The organism is Blautia sp. MSK17_66, from assembly GCF_020538025.1.
In the GTDB taxonomy this organism is placed as follows: domain Bacteria; phylum Bacillota; class Clostridia; order Lachnospirales; family Lachnospiraceae; genus Blautia_A.
In genome coordinates, this window is the sequence record NZ_JAJBNQ010000029.1 from 35,172 (window position 1) to 51,917 (window position 16,746).

The window sequence follows — 16,746 nt, forward strand, 5'->3', positions numbered from 1 at the left end:
ACTCCTGCAGAAAGTCTGAAAGGGTTATTTCAATACACAGACATTGTACTTCATCGTACTTTATTATTATCTTTACACATTAATTCACGTTGATTTTATCAGTAGTAGAAAAGCGGCGGCGCAGCCGCCGGTATGCGGCCACGGCCCGTCAGGGCCCGGGCCGCACCATCACCCTAATGATTCAAAACAATAGATTCTATAGAAATTTCTGTAAATAGCAGGCAGCTGGTGAATATATGCTCATGGCAACCTTCTGCAGGATTTGTGCAAGTTCTTAATGGTTTGGAGCTGCGTTATAAATAAAAATTGTGCTGTCTGAGCGTCAGCGAGTTCACAATTTTTATTTATGCTTCTAGCAGTGACAAAGCATTTTAGGACTTACCAAATCCGAAGCCCTGTTGCCTGGGGCATATATTCATCCAGCTGCGATGATATATACGATGGTTTTATTTTTCTATTGTTTTCTCATTTACAAACATCCACAAATATGCTACTATTTTGAAAGGAGCGAAATTATAGTTTTCGCAGAATATAAGCAAACTCAACGAACAAGAGAGTACATTTGCTGACCACATTACAGAGAATTCCCCGGAGGAAATCTTAGATTTCCGTGGCTGAGAGGGAAGTGCAGGTGCAGATGGAAGATGGCTTGGGAGAGGTGCAGTCGAGATGAGTATTGATGCCGGTCAAACTATACGGCATACTGGAATGGAGATTTCAGTTACTGTTCAGACTGCAACAGGACCGCCTGTTACAGCGGAAGGGTATCAGGACAGCGACAGATCATCACAGAAATGATTGGAACGTCAGACTGGAATCGCACCCGATGAGGTTTCTGACCGCGAGGCAGGAACGAACAGAAGTGGTAACACGGGCAGGACTCGTCTTCTCTATGAGAAGGGGTCTTTTTTTATACCCAAGGACTGCGGGAGCAGCATGCTGCACAGCAATCCGTTGAGTATTATTAAATTTCAGATTCAGGAGGAGATAAAATGGACAAGCAGAAGTATTATATTACAACCGCGATCGCTTACACATCCGGTAAACCACATATCGGAAACACTTACGAAGTCGTGCTGGCAGATGCAATCGCACGCTATAAAAGACAGGAAGGCTACGATGTATTTTTCCAGACAGGAACTGACGAGCATGGCCAGAAGATCGAACTTAAAGCAGAAGAAGCAGGAATTACACCGAAGGAATTCGTAGATAATGTATCCGGCGAGATCAAGAAAATCTGGGATCTGATGAATACATCCTATGATAAATTCATCCGTACTACAGACGCTGACCACGAAAAACAGGTTCAGAAAATATTCAAGAAAATGTACGCAAAAGGAGACATCTACAAGGGACATTATGAAGGAATGTACTGTACACCTTGTGAATCTTTCTTCACAGAATCACAGCTTGTAGACGGCAAATGTCCGGACTGCGGACGCCCATGCGTTCCTGCAAAAGAAGAAGCATACTTCTTCAAAATGAGCAAATATGCAGACCGTCTGATCGAGCATATCAAAACACATCCGGATTTCATTCAGCCGGAATCTCGTAAGAACGAAATGATGAATAACTTCCTTCTCCCGGGACTTCAGGATCTCTGCGTATCCAGAACCTCCTTCAAATGGGGAATTCCGGTAGATTTCGATCCGAAACACGTTGTTTATGTATGGCTGGATGCCCTGACAAACTATATCACAGGAATTGGTTATGACTGTGAGGGTGAAAGCTCTGAACAGTTCAACAAACTGTGGCCGGCAGACCTTCACCTGATCGGTAAAGACATCATCCGTTTCCATACTATTTACTGGCCAATCTTCCTGATGTCACTGGATCTGCCGCTTCCGAAACAGGTATTCGGACATCCGTGGCTGCTCCAGGGTGATGGCAAGATGAGTAAATCCAAAGGAAATGTTCTCTATGCAGATGAACTCGTAGATTTCTTCGGCGTAGATGCTGTCCGTTACTTCGTACTTCACGAAATGCCGTTCGAAAACGATGGTGTTATCACATGGGAACTGATGGTAGAAAGACTGAACTCCGAGCTTGCAAATACACTTGGAAACCTTGTAAACCGTACAATTTCCATGTCAAATAAATATTTTGGCGGACTTGTAGAGAATAAAGGTGTTGTTGAGCCGGTTGACGATGACCTCAAATCCTTTGTACTGGCCGTTCCGGGCAAAGTTGCAGAGAAAATGAGCAAACTGCGTGTTGCAGATGCAATGACAGAAGTATTTACCCTGTTCAAGCGTCTGAATAAATATATTGATGAGACAATGCCATGGGCACTTGCAAAAGACGAGGCAAAGAAAGATCGTCTGGCAACAGTTCTCTACAACCTGGTTGAGGGAATCACGATGGGAGCAACTCTTCTGGAATCCTTCATGCCGGAGACAACAGAACGTATTCTTGCACAGTTAAATGCAGAAAAACGTACTCTGGAAGACCTTAAGACATTTGGACTGTATCCGTCAGGAAACAAGGTAACAGAGAAACCGGAGATTCTTTTTGCACGTCTTGATCTCAAGGAAGTACTTGCCAAAGTAGAAGAACTTCATCCGAAAAAAGAAGAGCCTGCAGAGGAAGTAAAAGAAGAAAACGTGATCGATATTGAAGCAAAACCAGAGATCACCTTTGACGATTTTGAGAAACTTCAGTTCCAGGTTGGTGAGATCATTGCCTGTGAAGAAGTTAAGAAATCCCGTAAACTTCTCTGCTCTCAGGTTAAGATTGGAAGCCAGGTGCGTCAGATTGTATCCGGAATCAAAGCTCATTACAGTGCGGAAGAAATGGTAGGAAAGAAGGTTATGGTTGTTACCAACCTCAAACCTGCCAAACTTGCAGGAATCCTCAGTGAAGGAATGATTCTCTGTGCGGAAGATGCAGATGGAAACCTGTCCCTTATGGTACCGGAAAAAGAAATGCCGGCAGGAGCAGAAATCTGCTGATTTGGCTGGATAAAATTGTGAAACAGGTTATTCGGTTATAAATAAGACTGAGAACTCCAGGAATCATGATACGATTTCCTGGAGTTTTTTGACAGAAAAAGCCGGCTTTCTTGACGGAACTTCGGGGGATTTGTATACTATAGTTATAGCTTAAACAGAATTCTGTAAATCAATGACAGAAAGGGCAGCAAAAAATATGGAAAAGGGTTTTACACATTTTGACCAGAATGGAAATGCAGTCATGGTCGATGTTTCCGGGAAACAGGTCACATACAGGACAGCTCTGGCAACAGGGTATATTTCGGTAGGACCGGAGATCATGGAAGCAGTAACGGCAGGAAATGTAAAGAAGGGCGATGTTCTCGGAGTAGCAAGAGTAGCGGGAATCATGGGAGTCAAAAAAACTTCCGAGCTGATTCCGATGTGCCATCCGCTTCCGATACAGAAATGTTCTGTTGATTATGAACTGGATCAGGAAAAAAATCAGATCCATGTCTTCTGTACGGTAAAAACAGAGGGAAAAACAGGCGTGGAAATGGAGGCCCTCACAGGGGTTCAGGTAACTCTTCTGACAATCTATGATATGTGCAAGGCAATTGATAAACATATGGTTATGTCAGAGATTCATCTGGTCGAAAAAACAGGAGGAAAAAGCGGAGATTTCCGTTTTGAGAACAGATAGAAAGGAAGGAAGAAATGAAACGAGTAGCGATCATCACATCCAGTGATACAGGATACCGCGGCGAGAGAGAAGACTTAAGCGGACCTGTGATTAAGGAAATCGTAGAACGTGAGGGATATGAAGTAGTATCTATGGATATCCTTCCGGATGATCAGGTAATGCTTGCAGGCAAAATGCAGGAAATCGCAGATAAAGAGTTTGCAGAGCTGATCCTGACAACAGGAGGAACAGGTTTCTCAGAAAGAGATGTCACTCCGGAGGCGACAGAAGAAGTAATCGAGCGCAGAGTTCCGGGAATTCCGGAGGCAATGCGGGCATACAGCATGACGATCACAAAAAGAGCCGTGCTCAGCCGTGCGACGGCAGGTATTCGAGGAAAGACACTGATCATCAATCTTCCGGGAAGTCCGAAGGCAGTCAGAGAAAGCCTGGACTATATCATTGATGCTCTGGGACATGGGATTGAGATCCTGACGGGGGAAGCAGGAAACTGTGCACGGAAATAAGAAGAAAATACCGGGGTAATTGGTGTTTTGGCCAGAGTACGGTGAACAGCAATATACAAAACAGGAGGTTTTTACAATGGGGAAAGTAATTGCAGTATGTATCAGCAAGGAAAAAGGAACACAGAAATATCGTATACCGGAAGGAGAGTTCATAGAAGAATGGGGACTCAAAGATGATGCACATGCAGGAAAATGGCATCGTCAGGTCAGTCTGTTATCTTATGATAAGATCCAGGAGTTTCGTGCAAGAGGTGCGGAAGTTGAGGATGGAGCCTTTGGGGAAAATCTGGTAGTGGAAGGTTTTGATTTTGCAAACCTTCCGGTAGGAACCAGATTCCGCTGCAACGATGTGGTTCTTGAGATGACGCAGATTGGAAAGAAATGCCACCAGGGCTGTGCGATCTTCCAGAAGATGGGTGACTGCATCATGCCGAGAGAGGGCGTTTTTACGAGGGTACTCCATGGAGGGATCATCCATGAAGGTGACGAGTTGATAATCGAGGAGTAGTGAATGGAAACGCATATGATTTTTGAAACACATGCTCATTATGATGATGAAGCGTTTGAGGCAGATCAGGAGGAAATTCTGAACTCTATGCAGGAATGTGGGATTGGCAGGATTGTCAATGCCTGTGCTTCAATAGAAAGTCTGAAGGACACAGAACTTCTTATGGAGAAATATCCGTTTGTTTACGGAGCATTTGGAATTCATCCGGATGATGCAGACAAGATGACAAAGGAGACTCTCGATGAGATCCGAAAGCTTTGTCAGCTTCCGAAGGCAGTGGCTGTCGGAGAGATTGGGCTTGATTATTACTGGCACAAGGAAGAAGCAGAGCATGAGCTTCAGAAGAAAATGTTTCGTGCGCAGATGGAGATTGCAAGGGAAGAAAAAATGCCGTTTATGATCCACAGCAGGGAGGCCGCAAAGGACACTCTGGACATTGTGAAAGATTATGTGCGAGGCGGAATGTATGGTGGGATCATCCATTGTTTTTCCTATGCAAAGGAAATGGCACGGGAGTATCTGGATATGGGACTTTATCTGGGAATTGGCGGTGTGATCACATTCAAGAATGCGAAGAAGCTGAAGGAAGTTGTGGAGTATGCCCCACTCAGTCAGATCGTTCTGGAGACAGACAGTCCGTACTTAAGTCCGGAGCCGAATCGAGGGAAACGAAATGACTCACGAAATCTGATATTTGTGGCAAGGGAGATTGCACAGATCAAGGGAATAACAGAAGAAGAGGTTATTGCCGTAACAGAAGAGAATGCAGAGAAGTTGCTGCTGAGATAAAAATACCCCGGAAAATGACAAATCTGTTTATTGATCAGACAGTGTCGTTTTTCGGGATATTGTATTTGGGGATAAATCAGCTTATGGATGATCAGTAATCCTCATCATAGGAGTCGTCATATGAATCGTCATAGGAGTCATCATAAGAGTCGTCGTATGAATCGTCATAGGAAGAATCATCATAAGAAGAATCATCATAGGATCCATCATCGGAACTGTCAGAAGAATCGTCCGAGCTGTCGCTGCCGGAGGAATTTCCCTGTCCCGCAAGATAGTCTTCTGCGCTGACAGACCAGGTATCCTCTACGACATTTCCATTAGAATCGATCATATTGAGTTCGTAGTCAAAGGATACATCAAGGAGATCTGTTCTGGTAGATGGTTCAACATTCATGGACATAATCTCTTTGAACTTGGCCTGAAGGTTTGCAAGGGTAAATTCATCACCGATGATTTCTTTGACGCCGTGCTGGGAGGCAAGCTCCTCAGTGTAATCTTCAAGCATATATGGGTTAAAGACGCCCTCATCTTTGTTGTAGTGCATGACCATTGGCTTGACGGTCGGATCAAGGATGTCGATGGTGGTCACACCGTTTTTGACAGATTTCTGAATGGTGAAGCTTGCCATTCCCTCCAGAAGTCCGGTAAGAGTCTGCTGGGTGGAAACAAAGTTTCCAAGGGAATAGAAGATCAGCATATTGTGTCCCTGGTCATCAGACATACGGCCATATGGCTGGAGAATGTGCGGATGACCGCCGATCACAATATCAACGCCCTGCTGCATGAGGAAAGTCGCCCATTCTTTCTCATATTCGGTAGGCATAGCTTCTTCTTCCTTACCCCAGTGTGCAACAAAGATCAGCACATCACTGCTGGCCTTGGCTTTCTGGATCATGCTGGAAACTTTGGCCTTATCAAAGAGATCGATCATATATTCCTTGCCTTCACCGGCACCACCGTTGTTGGTTCCGTATGTATAATCCAGGAAGGAAATCTTGATTCCGTTTACTTCAAGTGTTTTGACGTTATTGGCATCTTCCTCTGTAGGATGAATGCCGAGAACCGGAATGTCCGGATAGTTAGTACTCCAGAAGTTAAAGGTTTCTTCCATGAAATCAGAGCCGTAATCATCGATGTGGTTGGTTGCGGATTCAATGACATCGAAGCCTGCTTTGATCAGAGCATCTCCGACTTCGGTAGGTGTGGCGAAAGACGGATAGGAGCTGACAGCATCGTGTTCTGTGGTAAAGACAGTTTCCTGATCTACCATTGCGACATCCGCTGCCTGGATCTCATCCGTGACCTTTTCGTAGATCTTGTCGTAGTTCCAGGTTCCGGAATCATTCTCGCCGGACTCGATGAGGCTTCCATGGTAGAGATTATCACCGACAGCGATAACGCTTGCTGTGGAAATCTCTGGTTTTTCAGCCGCCTTTTTTTCATCCGCCTTCTTTTCTTCGGCGGCTTTCTGTGCTTCTATTTTGGGTTTCTCGATTAAGTTGTAATCAAGCTGCCGGAATGCAATGACAAGCAGTACCAGCAGGATAATGGAACAGGTAAGACCAATACGGGAATTCATCTGTTCTCTTAGATTTAATGGTATATTCTTATTTTTTTTCATAACTGGATTCCTTTCATTTTTTCATTATAGCAAATAAAAACCAGTAAAAAAAGAGATTGTTAAAAAAATTACTTTGTGTTTCAAAATGCTTTACGTTATAATAAAAAACAAAGAGGGAGAGGAGAAGGCTGATGAACTCATACGAAACTGTAAATGATGTTCTGGTAAAACTGTTTAATGAGATTATGGATGTGGAAGAACGTGCACTGATCACATCAGAATACAAAGATATTTCCGTGAATGATATGCATGTCATAGAGGCGATCGGAATTCGGGAACCCAAGAATATGTCCACGGTGGCACGTGCAGTTTCTGTGACAGTGGGAACTCTGACGATCGCGATCAACCATCTGGTCAAGAAAGGTTATGTAGAACGTAGCCGAAGTGAAGAGGATCGAAGGGTCGTGCTGGTATCTCTTTCTGAGAAGGGTGAAAAGGCATATTTTCATCACAGAATGTTCCACGAGAAGATGGTCATGGAGATTCTGGACGGCATGGATGAGAAAGAAACTGAAGTGCTTACAGGGGCACTGACAAAGCTTCAGAAATTTTTCCGCACTTACGGAAATGAAAAATAAAACGAGAGCAGACATATCAGATGGACAGAGGATATGCCTGCTCTTTTGTCATTCTACTGCATATATTTTTCCAGAACAGGAAACTGCACCGGACCGATTGTCAGAACCTTGCGGTGAAATTCCCGGATGTCAAAGGAGCTGCCGGATTTTTCCTGCTGTTTCTTTTTCAGATCAAGGAAGTTCAGATAACCGAGATAATATTTAAGATAGTTACAGGGAGTTTCAACAATATACTGATAGATCTCACCGGCGATCTTTGTATCTCGGATTCCGAAGACCTGCAGAAATCGCAAAGCGGCAGTCTGATTCCAACCCTGATAATGAATGCCCGTATCAAGCAGAGAATAGATACAGAGATTGATACAGCGGTTTTTCCACATCAGGGCGGTGAGGTCGGAAGCCGCTTTGTCTGTGAGAAGAGAAGCAGCATACTGATATCCGTAGGATTCGACATAAGTTGCCCAGCCTTCGACATAGCCGCCGGAAGTGATCAGGTAGCGGATATCAGCAGGCTGTGTCCTTCCGAAAAAAACAGTCTGATACAGGTGCCCCGGAAATCCCTCGTGAGAAAGAGTTGTAAAAAGCTCCAGGTTGGAGTGGCTGTTGGCACGGTTGATATAAATTACATTGGGACTGCCTGTATCAAGCGGCGGGGTAAGATAAAATGCCGGACTCAGGAAATCTTCCATAGATTTGTGGACATAGCGGACTTCATAATCAGTGGTACTAAGCGGTGGAAAATCCTTCTGCATAGCCCGACCCAGATACTGAAGGGCAGATTTTGGCTTAAAATCATTGAACTCAACACCCTTTGTCAGTTTTGGGAGAAGTGAAGGCTGCTCCTTCAGCATCTTCTGAACGGTGTCCATATCCTCGGAAAGCTGAGCGGCAAGACGCTGCTGGATTTTTTCCACAGAAAGATAACATCCGGTCTGAGACTGCAGAAGATAACGGTAATATTCAGTTCCTCCTTCAAAATGCTTCAGCCCGCGGCTTGTGCTGCCACTGTTTTTGAGTTCGCTTAATCCGGTCATCAGTTCCTGATAAGCGGGGATGACACCGGTGAGCAGGATTTTTTTGTGACAGTTGATCAGTTTTGTCTGTTCCTTTTTGGAAAACCTGCCATAGGCTGTAAGTTTCCGGGAAAAAACATCCAGCATGTAATTGTTCTCGGGATCTTTGATGAAGGCACTGCACTGCTCCAGAATACGGTTGAGAGTTGTATCACTCATAAAATATCCTGCTTCGGATTTTTGGCGTTCATAGGCGAGGAGACTCTGAAAATATGGTTTTATGGAGGTCAGAAGATTCAGGTAGTCCGCGATATCCTGATCTTCATAAAAAGCATATTCTGCCAGAAGGACAGGCAGCTGTGCCTGGATGCCAAGACTGGGGCTTAAGGGTTCATCCAGAAGAGGATAATCTCTGGATGAGAGCTGTGTTTGATAATAAAGGAGCAGCATATCCCGGGTGATCTGATTTTCGCGATTCAGTCGGGAGGCGGAAAAGCCTTTCAGCTTCTGAAGATATTGTTCATATTTCTGATATGTACGGTCCATGTCGGCAGAAATTGTTCCGAGAGAAGGAGAAGGGCGGGAAATTTGTTTCTTTTCAGGATAGGCAAGAGAGTAATGGAGGGTCAGCATACTTCCGGAAACCTCTTCCTGAAAGATGTTATCGGTCAGGGATCTGAATGCATTGTCATCAGAGATTACATGGCCGGAGATCCAGCCCATAAAAAGTCCGAAGAGCAGGACAAAACTCAGAAAAAGTGCAATCATGAGCGGAGAACGGGGTCTGCGAAGAGAAAATTTCATAGAGGCCTCTCAAAAGAAAGGTTTTTACTATCTTATTGGAAAACGCAGGATTGTATGCTAAACTGAGTGGCAGGAGTTAAGAAAGAGAGGTCGATTTGATGGAAGAAATATATGATCTTGTAATTTTGGGTGCAGGTCCGGCAGGAATCTGTGCAGCAATCTATGCGACAAGAGGTAAACTGAATACTCTGTGGCTTGAGAAAAAATTCGTACAGGGTGGACAGATCGTAGATACTTATGAGGTGGACAACTATCCGGGACTTCCGGGAATCACAGGGCTGGACCTTGGAGAGGCTATGGTAAACCATGCAGAAAAACTCGGAATCAGTCCGAAAAGGGAGCCTGTTCTCTCTATAGAAGATGAGGGTGAGATCAAGGTGATCCGCACAAAGAAAAATCATTACAGAACGAAGAGTGTGATCCTTGCCTGTGGTGCGGTGCATCGTCAGCTTGGGATTCCGGGAGAGGAAGAGCTGAGCGGAATGGGTGTGTCCTACTGTGCAACCTGTGATGGAGCTTTTTTCCAGGGAGGAACGGTCGCAGTTGTCGGCGGCGGAAATGTGGCTGTCGAGGATGCGATTCTTCTTTCCAGAACCTGCAGAAAAGTGTATCTTGTTCACAGAAGAGGAGAACTTCGGGCGGATAAGGTGCTTCAGGACCGGCTGTTCAGATGCCCTAACGTGGAAATGGTCTGGGACAATGTGCCGGTTTCTATCGAAGGAACAGAAAAGGTAGAAAGCTTAAAAATCCGCAATGTCAGAACCGATGAAGAAAAAACGATTGCCGTTGACGGAGTCTTTATTGCCGTTGGCATTCTTCCGAATACAGAGAAATTTAAAAATCTGGTGGCTCTGGACGAGGGAGGATATATCATTGCAGGAGAAGACTGTGTAACAAGTACACCGGGCATTTTTGCAGCAGGAGATATCAGGACCAAACAGCTTCGTCAGGTTGTAACAGCGGTTGCTGACGGTGCAAATGCCGTGATATCGGCAGAAAAATATTGTGATGTTTGAACAGACTTCTGTTTTTGAGGCGGCTCAGATGTTTCCCGCGTGGAAGGAATTCTTCCGGCGCCTGAAAGCGCTCATGCGATCCGGGCAGCTCTGGATGAAGCAATGAAATGTAAAGAGACTGGAGAAGAAAAGACTATTGTGTTTGGACTTACCGGAACAGGATATTTTGATATGTTTGCTTATGGAAGATATAATGATGGAGAAATGAGTGATTATATTCCCACAGATGCAGAACTCCAGGCTGGATTTGATGGAATTCCAAAAATTTAAATCGTAAGATTGCTTCTGTGGGAGTCCCGCAGTAAGTAAAATAAAAACCCGTACCCGGCAGCCGTGACAACATGGCAGCCGGGTATGAGTTTTGCTGGAGGATATGTTCTTGTTAGTTTATGCTTCCCCGAAATGATAGGCGACATTCAGTCCTTTGAATACGTCAGCATTTATTTGCATTCCTTCATATAATTTTATATAATCTTCAAAAGTCCTGTGGCGCTCAACGGAATCACACTGACTGCAGGGATTATCTATAGGAAATATTTCAGTGACACCGTCTGCTGTTTCGACAAATATAAGAGAACAGATACCAAAATTGTCGACCATTGCGAAAGAAACATATTTAGTCAGAGTGCCGTTTATCTGGATTGTGTTTTCTTTAAAGGCTTTTTCCTCTTCGGTTAAGCTGTCAGCAGAAAGCTTTCCCGTTTCGATTAAATATTGTTTGTCTTCAATATCAATGAGCTTTTTCCAGAAAGTTTCCGGGGAGCAGGAAATAAGCTTATTGATATTCTGTTTATTTTTGGAATACCAGACATGAACCTCTGAACCGCAGTATTTCTGAATGTCTTCCGGATTTTTGACTGATATGTCGACCTCTTTACCGTTGTCAGAGGTTACGGTACAAATATTAGTACTGTCTGAACAGGAAGAAAGTGTTCCTTTTATAAATGCATAGGTAATAGCTGATTCCGAATCGTAATATTCTCCGAAATCCTTGATATCATGGTAGACCATGGTTCCCAGAGGTTCTTCCGCCCAGGCGCTTTTTGGAAAAAATACACTTCCCAACAGAATATATGCAATACATGCGCCTTTAAAAAATTTTTCTTTCATATCGCTCCCTCGCTTTCCTTTGTTTTCAATATTGTATCATTATAAGAACATGAGGATGTAGTTGAAATTTTTCTTTAATTTTAGTTTCTGTTTTTCTTCATTTTATCTTTATATAAAGCAGATAACCGGTTATTAAAAAAATAAAGTGGAGAAAAAGATATGGCAACAGCAAGTACGATTATTAACATGGCAAGTAAAGAGATTGGAGTAAAAGAAACGGGGGTGAACAATGTCAAATATAATACGGAATATTATGGACGAGCTGTAAATGGTGAAAATTATCCATGGTGTGCAGTATTTGTATGGTGGGTTTTTAAACATGCCGGAGCTTCTGCTCTTTTTTGTGGCGGTGCAAAAACAGCTTCAGTTTATGAAGTATGGCGATATTATAATTCATTAGGATGCGTTTATAATACTCCGAAAGTTGGAGATCTTGCTATAGTTAGTACAAATAATGGAGGAACGTATGGGCATGTAGGAATTGTAAAAACAGTAACCAGCAGTGAAATTATTACTATAGATGGCAATTCTGGAGATGCAGTTAGAACGTCGAAGAGATCTATTGGTGGGAGAAAAATGTCATTTTGCAGACCTGCTTATGGTTCTAGCGATGGTGGAAGTACCGGAGGTAATTTATCTATGGGATCCAGCGGAACTGACGTCAGAGATATGCAGAGGAAGCTTATTGCTTTAGGTTATAGCTGTGGATCGGCCGGTGCAGATGGTGTTTTTGGACAAGGAACCTATGATGCGGTTTGTAGATTCCAAAGAACTTATGGACTGTCAGTGGATGGTATCATCGGACCGGCAACACGCGCTAAAATAAATTCTTTATATAGTCGTTTGTAAAACAATAATTTATAGATGATCATAACTAATTAAAAGTTGGTACACTGGAGTTTTGACTGATTTCAGTTGTACCAGCTTTTTATCTTTGTAGTAAGCAGGAATCAATAATTAAAGAAGTTATTATTTAAAAACCCGTACCCGGCAGCCGTGACAACATGGCAGCCGGGTATGAGTTTAATTTCTGATTATTTTTTTGCAGAAGCGTTGGGAATATGGCATAAAGATCTGTGCGACAGGACCTACGATAAAGGCACAGATAATAGTTCCCAGTCCAAAGGTTCCTCCAAGCAGAAAACCTGCGATCACAAAGAAGCAGTCTGTCAGGATGCGCACGATACCGAAAGGTTTGTGACTTTTGTCGCTGATGACAATGGCAACCAGATCATTGGGACCTGTTCCCGCTTCCGATTTGATCACTATGGTCATGCCAAGAGCAAGGATGATACATCCTGCCACAAGGACATTAAAGGGGTCAGTTCCCAGATTTGCCTGAATAAAAAAGTCACACCCAGGTGTAATGTGTAGTTCCTTTTTCTTTATCTTATCGTAACTGTTCAGTACCCTCACAGTTACGAGTCAAAATGCATTCCAAATCACCTTCGGTGATGGCACTTTGCCTTGTATGTCTCGGGATTTTGGCAAAAAACATGCCAAAACACCTCGCGGGATACTACCTTCTGAATAGTTACATCTTATCAATATTTTATCATATCGGACAAGCTTATAAAAGCAGAATATCAGGAAAATAAGTCTTACAAAATATGAATTTGCAGATATAAAATAAATAAAAAAGAAAAAAAGGAAATTATTCCAATAAGAGACGTGATTTTGACAGTTTCTGCAAAATGGATAAGTTAAAGGCGTATAATGAAAGAAAAATATTATGTCAGGAGGAAGAGAAAATGAACTACAAGAAATTGACAGCAGTATTTATGGCATTGGGAATAGCAGCAACGTGTTTTTCCGGATGCGGACTGACAGAGGGGAATGGAGGAACATCTGCTTCGGAACCGACCAAGGCGGCGGCCACAGCAGCACCGAAGGCTACAGCTACGCCAACTCCAAAAGCCACAGCAGCACCAAAACCTACGAAAGCAGCTGCGCAGACAGGCTCAGGGTCTCAGGCCGGCAATACAGGAAACACATCTTCAGAAGCGGAAAAAGAAATTACATATATAAACGGAGTTTTAACAGATTCCGATGAGGACAGTGTAACAATCGAGTATGGATCTGACGGGGATTTTAATCAGACAACTTTTGATATCAGTAATGCGGATATTCAGATAGGCGAAAACAAGAAACAGGGGGGACCGTTAGCGGCAAATCTGAATCTTAAAATTGGATATTATGTGGAGAATGGAGATTACATTGCTGTTTCTGTATATGGAGACGGAAGTGAAAGTATGACCCCAAGCTGGGTTTATAATTATGAAATGAAGTCCGTCAGCGGAAATGTAAGATATAACGATGACTCTACCATGACAATAGAAACAGGCTCTGATGGAGATTTCTATGAAATGACTTTTGACATCAGCAGTGCAGAGCTGGATATTCAGGTAGATGAAGTGATCGGAGTCAGTGGTCTTAGAACAAGCCTTAATGTAGATGTAAATTATTATGTGAAAGATGGAGTGAACATTGCTACTTATGTATACAGCGATGGGACAGAATATTTTTCACCCAGTCAGCTGTATAATATGGAACAGAGAAATACCCAGGCAGAAGAGGATACGCAGGAGTATGAAGAATCCGGGGATGCAGATTATATAGACGAGGAAGAGGAAACTTCTGAGGATTATTAACAGGGAGGGCAGAATCAAAGGAAAATCATCATTTACAACAGGGGAAAGAGAAAAATGAGATACAAAAGAATAACAGCAGGATTCATAATGCTTGGGATATTGCTGGCAGGTCTTCCGGGATGTGGACAGTTCCCGAATAATAAAGAGACTTCCTCTTCTGAGAGCAATGCTGCCGACGAACCAGAATCGGAAATCATATATATAAACGGAGTCCTTACAGAATCTGATGAGGACAGCGTAACGATGGAATGTGGTTCGGAAGGCAATTTTACACAGACCACCTTTGATATCAGCAATGCCGATATTCAGATAGGAGAAAGCCGGAAACAAGGTGGACCACTGGCAGCGAATCTGAAACTGGAAATTGGATATTATGTGAAAGACGGAAAGTACATTGCTGTTTCTGTATACGGAGATGGAAGCGAAAGTATGACGCCCAGCTGGATTTATAATCATGAACAGCAGACTATGGAGGGAAAAACAGAGGAATAAAACAGATATTAAAAAGGAGCCGCTGCATATGCAGCGACTCCTTTTGAGAAACAGAAAATCAGACACCTGCAAGTCTGGCAAAAGTGTCACGGCCTGCAATTCCGTCAGCAGATAACCCCTGAGAAGTCTGGAATTTAATAACTCCCTGTTTTGTAGAAGGTCCAAAAGAACTGTCAATTCCACTGTTCAGTGTTATATTATGTGCGTAAAGGCCAATTTGTAATACACCCACATAGAGATTATTAGCTCCTTCAGAAAGTACATGGGCGGCGCAGGCATTGGATATGTTTGTTCCCCAGATGCCGTCAGCTGTAAGTCCGGCACCATATACAGAGTTCAGGGCAGACTGTATTGCCTTGATATATGCTGTTTTGCAGGCAGATCCCCAAATACCGTCTACCGTCAGACCAGCATTAAATTTGCTGTTCAGCGCATTCTGTGCTGTTTTTATCGGGGAAGAGCCTGTGCATACAGCGGTACCGGTTGTTACCCATGTAGATGGTGGTGTGATGTCTCCTCCGGAACCATTAATTGAGGTTACGATGCTGTAATTTGGACGGGCAAATTTTGAGCCTGGAAGCTGGCTGTTGTACCTTGTTTTCTGGTAAACTCCAATTCCTTCAGCAACGACACCGCTTCCATCATTGGTATTACCTTCAATGGTTACAAATTTATCACCACTTACTGAAATTACCAGTCCTGTATGTGAAAATTCGGATCCATTATGATACATGAAAATGTCTCCGACTTTGGGGGAAGCATAATTGGTGAATAATCCTGCCAGTGTTGGAACATAAATATATGGCCAGTGTTTTAACAGTTTGGTTGCGGTGGCTTTTCCAAAAGCTTTCATAAAGACCCAGCTGATAAAACATGCACACCATGGGGAGGCCTGATTAGCAGGATCTGCATCTCTCCAATATTTTGTATAATTAGCAGTTCCGGCATTGGCAGTTTTGCTGTTCAGGTTTGCGTTAGATTTTTTTTCCAGATATCCGATTTCAGCTTTGGCAATTTTTACAGCAGCCTGAATGGCCTCGGCAGCGGTAACCTTATAATTGGTGATGTAAGTTTTAAGAGCGTTATATACCATCTTCTGACGACTCTTATATGCTCCTACCTGATTTCCGGTATCTGTCTGGCAGGCTGCGTAGAGATGATCCAGAGTGTAAGGCTTTGTTGTTTTTGCCAAAATTCTTTTTACAGCAGAGGCTCCTCCCTGATGTCTGAAATTAGCACACATCATTTTAGCATCCATATTGGAAACCCCAAGTGCAACTGCTTCCTTTACGTAAGAATGTAATAATTTTTGAAAAAGAGAGATAAAAATGTAATTTTTACTTATTATATGCAAATAGCATGGGGGATTATAAAAAATGAGAAGGTTAATTGAAGTAAATAACATTTGTTACTATGTTTTTATGTTTTGTGCATATAAGTTTTATATGGGTAGTTTTTTTGAAAGGAAAAAATATAAAAATCAAAGGATTAATAAATGTATTTTTATATTTCTATATATCTTACTTTCTTTTTTGCCTAACCTAGGACTTATAAGAAATATAATAATAATGAGTCTATTAGCGGGGATATGTGGGAGTTGGATGTATCAGGGAAAAATAGGAAAAATATTTTTTCATGGTATGTTATGGGAAGTAATGGGATGCCTTTGTGAATATGTGATTTTATTTATAATGACAATATCTTATACAGAAGAGACAATATTGAAACCAGGTTATTATAGCATGGCGCAAATAGTATCAGAATGTTTATTTGTTTTTTTGACATTATTTATTAATAAAATTATTTCTGACAAAAAATATCAAAATATAAAAATCCGGAGTGGTATTGTTTTATTACTTTTAGCATTCGCTACAGTTATGGTCGATTGGGGAGTATATCGTATTTACATACATCAGGAAAATGCAACAGGTGATTATTATGCAGTTTTAATTGCAACCATTATGATGGGAATGTCAATTATCATTATTAAAATTTACGAAGGTCTGGGTGAGAAGGCTGAATTGG

16 protein-coding genes and 1 pseudogene are annotated in these 16,746 nt (G+C 42.6%); 12 read left to right on the forward strand and 5 right to left on the reverse strand.

The genetic code is table 11. The features are described from left to right. Positions 1–992: 992 nt before the first annotated feature. From metG to LIR34_RS14620, 5 genes are all read left to right on the forward strand, one after another. Positions 993–2,951, forward strand: coding sequence for a methionine--tRNA ligase (metG, locus tag LIR34_RS14600; RefSeq protein WP_173903075.1), 1,959 nt, complete (start codon positions 993–995; stop codon positions 2,949–2,951). 196 nt (positions 2,952–3,147) lie between these two features. Continuing rightward, positions 3,148–3,633, forward strand: coding sequence for a cyclic pyranopterin monophosphate synthase MoaC (gene moaC / locus LIR34_RS14605; protein WP_173903076.1), 486 nt, complete (start codon positions 3,148–3,150; stop codon positions 3,631–3,633). 14 nt (positions 3,634–3,647) lie between these two features. Then, on the forward strand, positions 3,648–4,139 hold the full coding sequence (locus tag LIR34_RS14610) for a MogA/MoaB family molybdenum cofactor biosynthesis protein (protein ID WP_173903077.1): 492 nt from the start codon (positions 3,648–3,650) through the stop codon (positions 4,137–4,139). Between the two features lie 76 nt (positions 4,140–4,215). Further along, entirely contained in the window at positions 4,216–4,647 is a 432-nt protein-coding gene (locus LIR34_RS14615) for an MOSC domain-containing protein (RefSeq protein ID WP_173903078.1), read from the forward strand. A gap of 15 nt (positions 4,648–4,662) precedes the next feature. Then, positions 4,663–5,436 (forward strand): TatD family hydrolase, encoded by a 774-nt coding sequence (locus tag LIR34_RS14620; RefSeq protein ID WP_334297689.1) that lies wholly within the window; start codon positions 4,663–4,665, stop codon positions 5,434–5,436. Positions 5,437–5,527: 91 nt separating this feature from the next. Here LIR34_RS14620 and LIR34_RS14625 read toward each other — a convergent pair whose 3' ends face one another. Then, on the reverse strand, positions 5,528–7,057 hold the full coding sequence (locus LIR34_RS14625) for a CapA family protein (RefSeq protein ID WP_173903080.1): 1,530 nt from the start codon (positions 7,055–7,057) through the stop codon (positions 5,528–5,530). 131 nt (positions 7,058–7,188) lie between these two features. On the opposite strand from LIR34_RS14625, the gene LIR34_RS14630 reads away from it, so the two are divergent. Beyond that, positions 7,189–7,635 (forward strand): MarR family winged helix-turn-helix transcriptional regulator, encoded by a 447-nt coding sequence (locus LIR34_RS14630; protein ID WP_161285681.1) that lies wholly within the window; start codon positions 7,189–7,191, stop codon positions 7,633–7,635. Between the two features lie 53 nt (positions 7,636–7,688). Here the strand turns inward: LIR34_RS14630 and LIR34_RS14635 are convergent, their stop codons facing one another. Beyond that, complete coding sequence (locus LIR34_RS14635) at positions 7,689–9,452, reverse strand: DUF885 domain-containing protein (protein WP_244092333.1); 1,764 nt, start codon at positions 9,450–9,452, stop codon at positions 7,689–7,691. 98 nt (positions 9,453–9,550) lie between these two features. On the opposite strand from LIR34_RS14635, the gene trxB reads away from it, so the two are divergent. Together trxB and LIR34_RS14645 are read left to right on the forward strand one after the other, a co-directional pair. Further along, on the forward strand, positions 9,551–10,468 hold the full coding sequence (gene trxB, locus LIR34_RS14640) for a thioredoxin-disulfide reductase (protein WP_173903081.1): 918 nt from the start codon (positions 9,551–9,553) through the stop codon (positions 10,466–10,468). Beyond that, positions 10,467–10,738: pseudogene (locus LIR34_RS14645) on the forward strand (TrpB-like pyridoxal phosphate-dependent enzyme); the annotation flags it as partial. The gene trxB and the pseudogene LIR34_RS14645, both read left to right, overlap by 2 nt. A gap of 117 nt (positions 10,739–10,855) precedes the next feature. Here LIR34_RS14645 and LIR34_RS14650 read toward each other — a convergent pair. Beyond that, complete coding sequence (locus tag LIR34_RS14650) at positions 10,856–11,578, reverse strand: hypothetical protein (RefSeq protein WP_173903082.1); 723 nt, start codon at positions 11,576–11,578, stop codon at positions 10,856–10,858. 159 nt (positions 11,579–11,737) lie between these two features. Between LIR34_RS14650 and LIR34_RS14655 the strand changes: the two genes are divergently transcribed. Further along, a complete protein-coding gene (locus LIR34_RS14655) occupies positions 11,738–12,427 on the forward strand; it encodes a peptidoglycan-binding protein (protein WP_173903083.1) in 690 nt (229 codons plus the stop codon). A gap of 174 nt (positions 12,428–12,601) precedes the next feature. Here LIR34_RS14655 and LIR34_RS14660 read toward each other — a convergent pair whose 3' ends face one another. Continuing rightward, positions 12,602–12,994 (reverse strand): YczE/YyaS/YitT family protein, encoded by a 393-nt coding sequence (locus LIR34_RS14660; RefSeq protein WP_173903084.1) that lies wholly within the window; start codon positions 12,992–12,994, stop codon positions 12,602–12,604. A 335-nt stretch (positions 12,995–13,329) separates the two neighbouring features. Here LIR34_RS14660 and LIR34_RS14665 point away from each other — a divergent pair, with 335 nt between their 5' ends. Next, positions 13,330–14,229 (forward strand): hypothetical protein, encoded by a 900-nt coding sequence (locus tag LIR34_RS14665; RefSeq protein WP_173903085.1) that lies wholly within the window; start codon positions 13,330–13,332, stop codon positions 14,227–14,229. 54 nt (positions 14,230–14,283) lie between these two features. Continuing rightward, positions 14,284–14,721, forward strand: a complete 438-nt coding sequence (locus LIR34_RS14670) for a hypothetical protein (RefSeq protein WP_173903086.1) — start codon at positions 14,284–14,286, stop codon at positions 14,719–14,721. Positions 14,722–14,779: 58 nt separating this feature from the next. Here the strand turns inward: LIR34_RS14670 and LIR34_RS14675 are convergent, their stop codons facing one another. Then, positions 14,780–15,913, reverse strand: coding sequence for a peptidoglycan-binding protein (locus LIR34_RS14675; RefSeq protein ID WP_227239951.1), 1,134 nt, complete (start codon positions 15,911–15,913; stop codon positions 14,780–14,782). Between the two features lie 184 nt (positions 15,914–16,097). On the opposite strand from LIR34_RS14675, the gene LIR34_RS14680 reads away from it, so the two are divergent. Next, positions 16,098–16,746: hypothetical protein (locus tag LIR34_RS14680; RefSeq protein WP_173903088.1), on the forward strand; the 649-nt coding region annotated here is incomplete at its 3' end.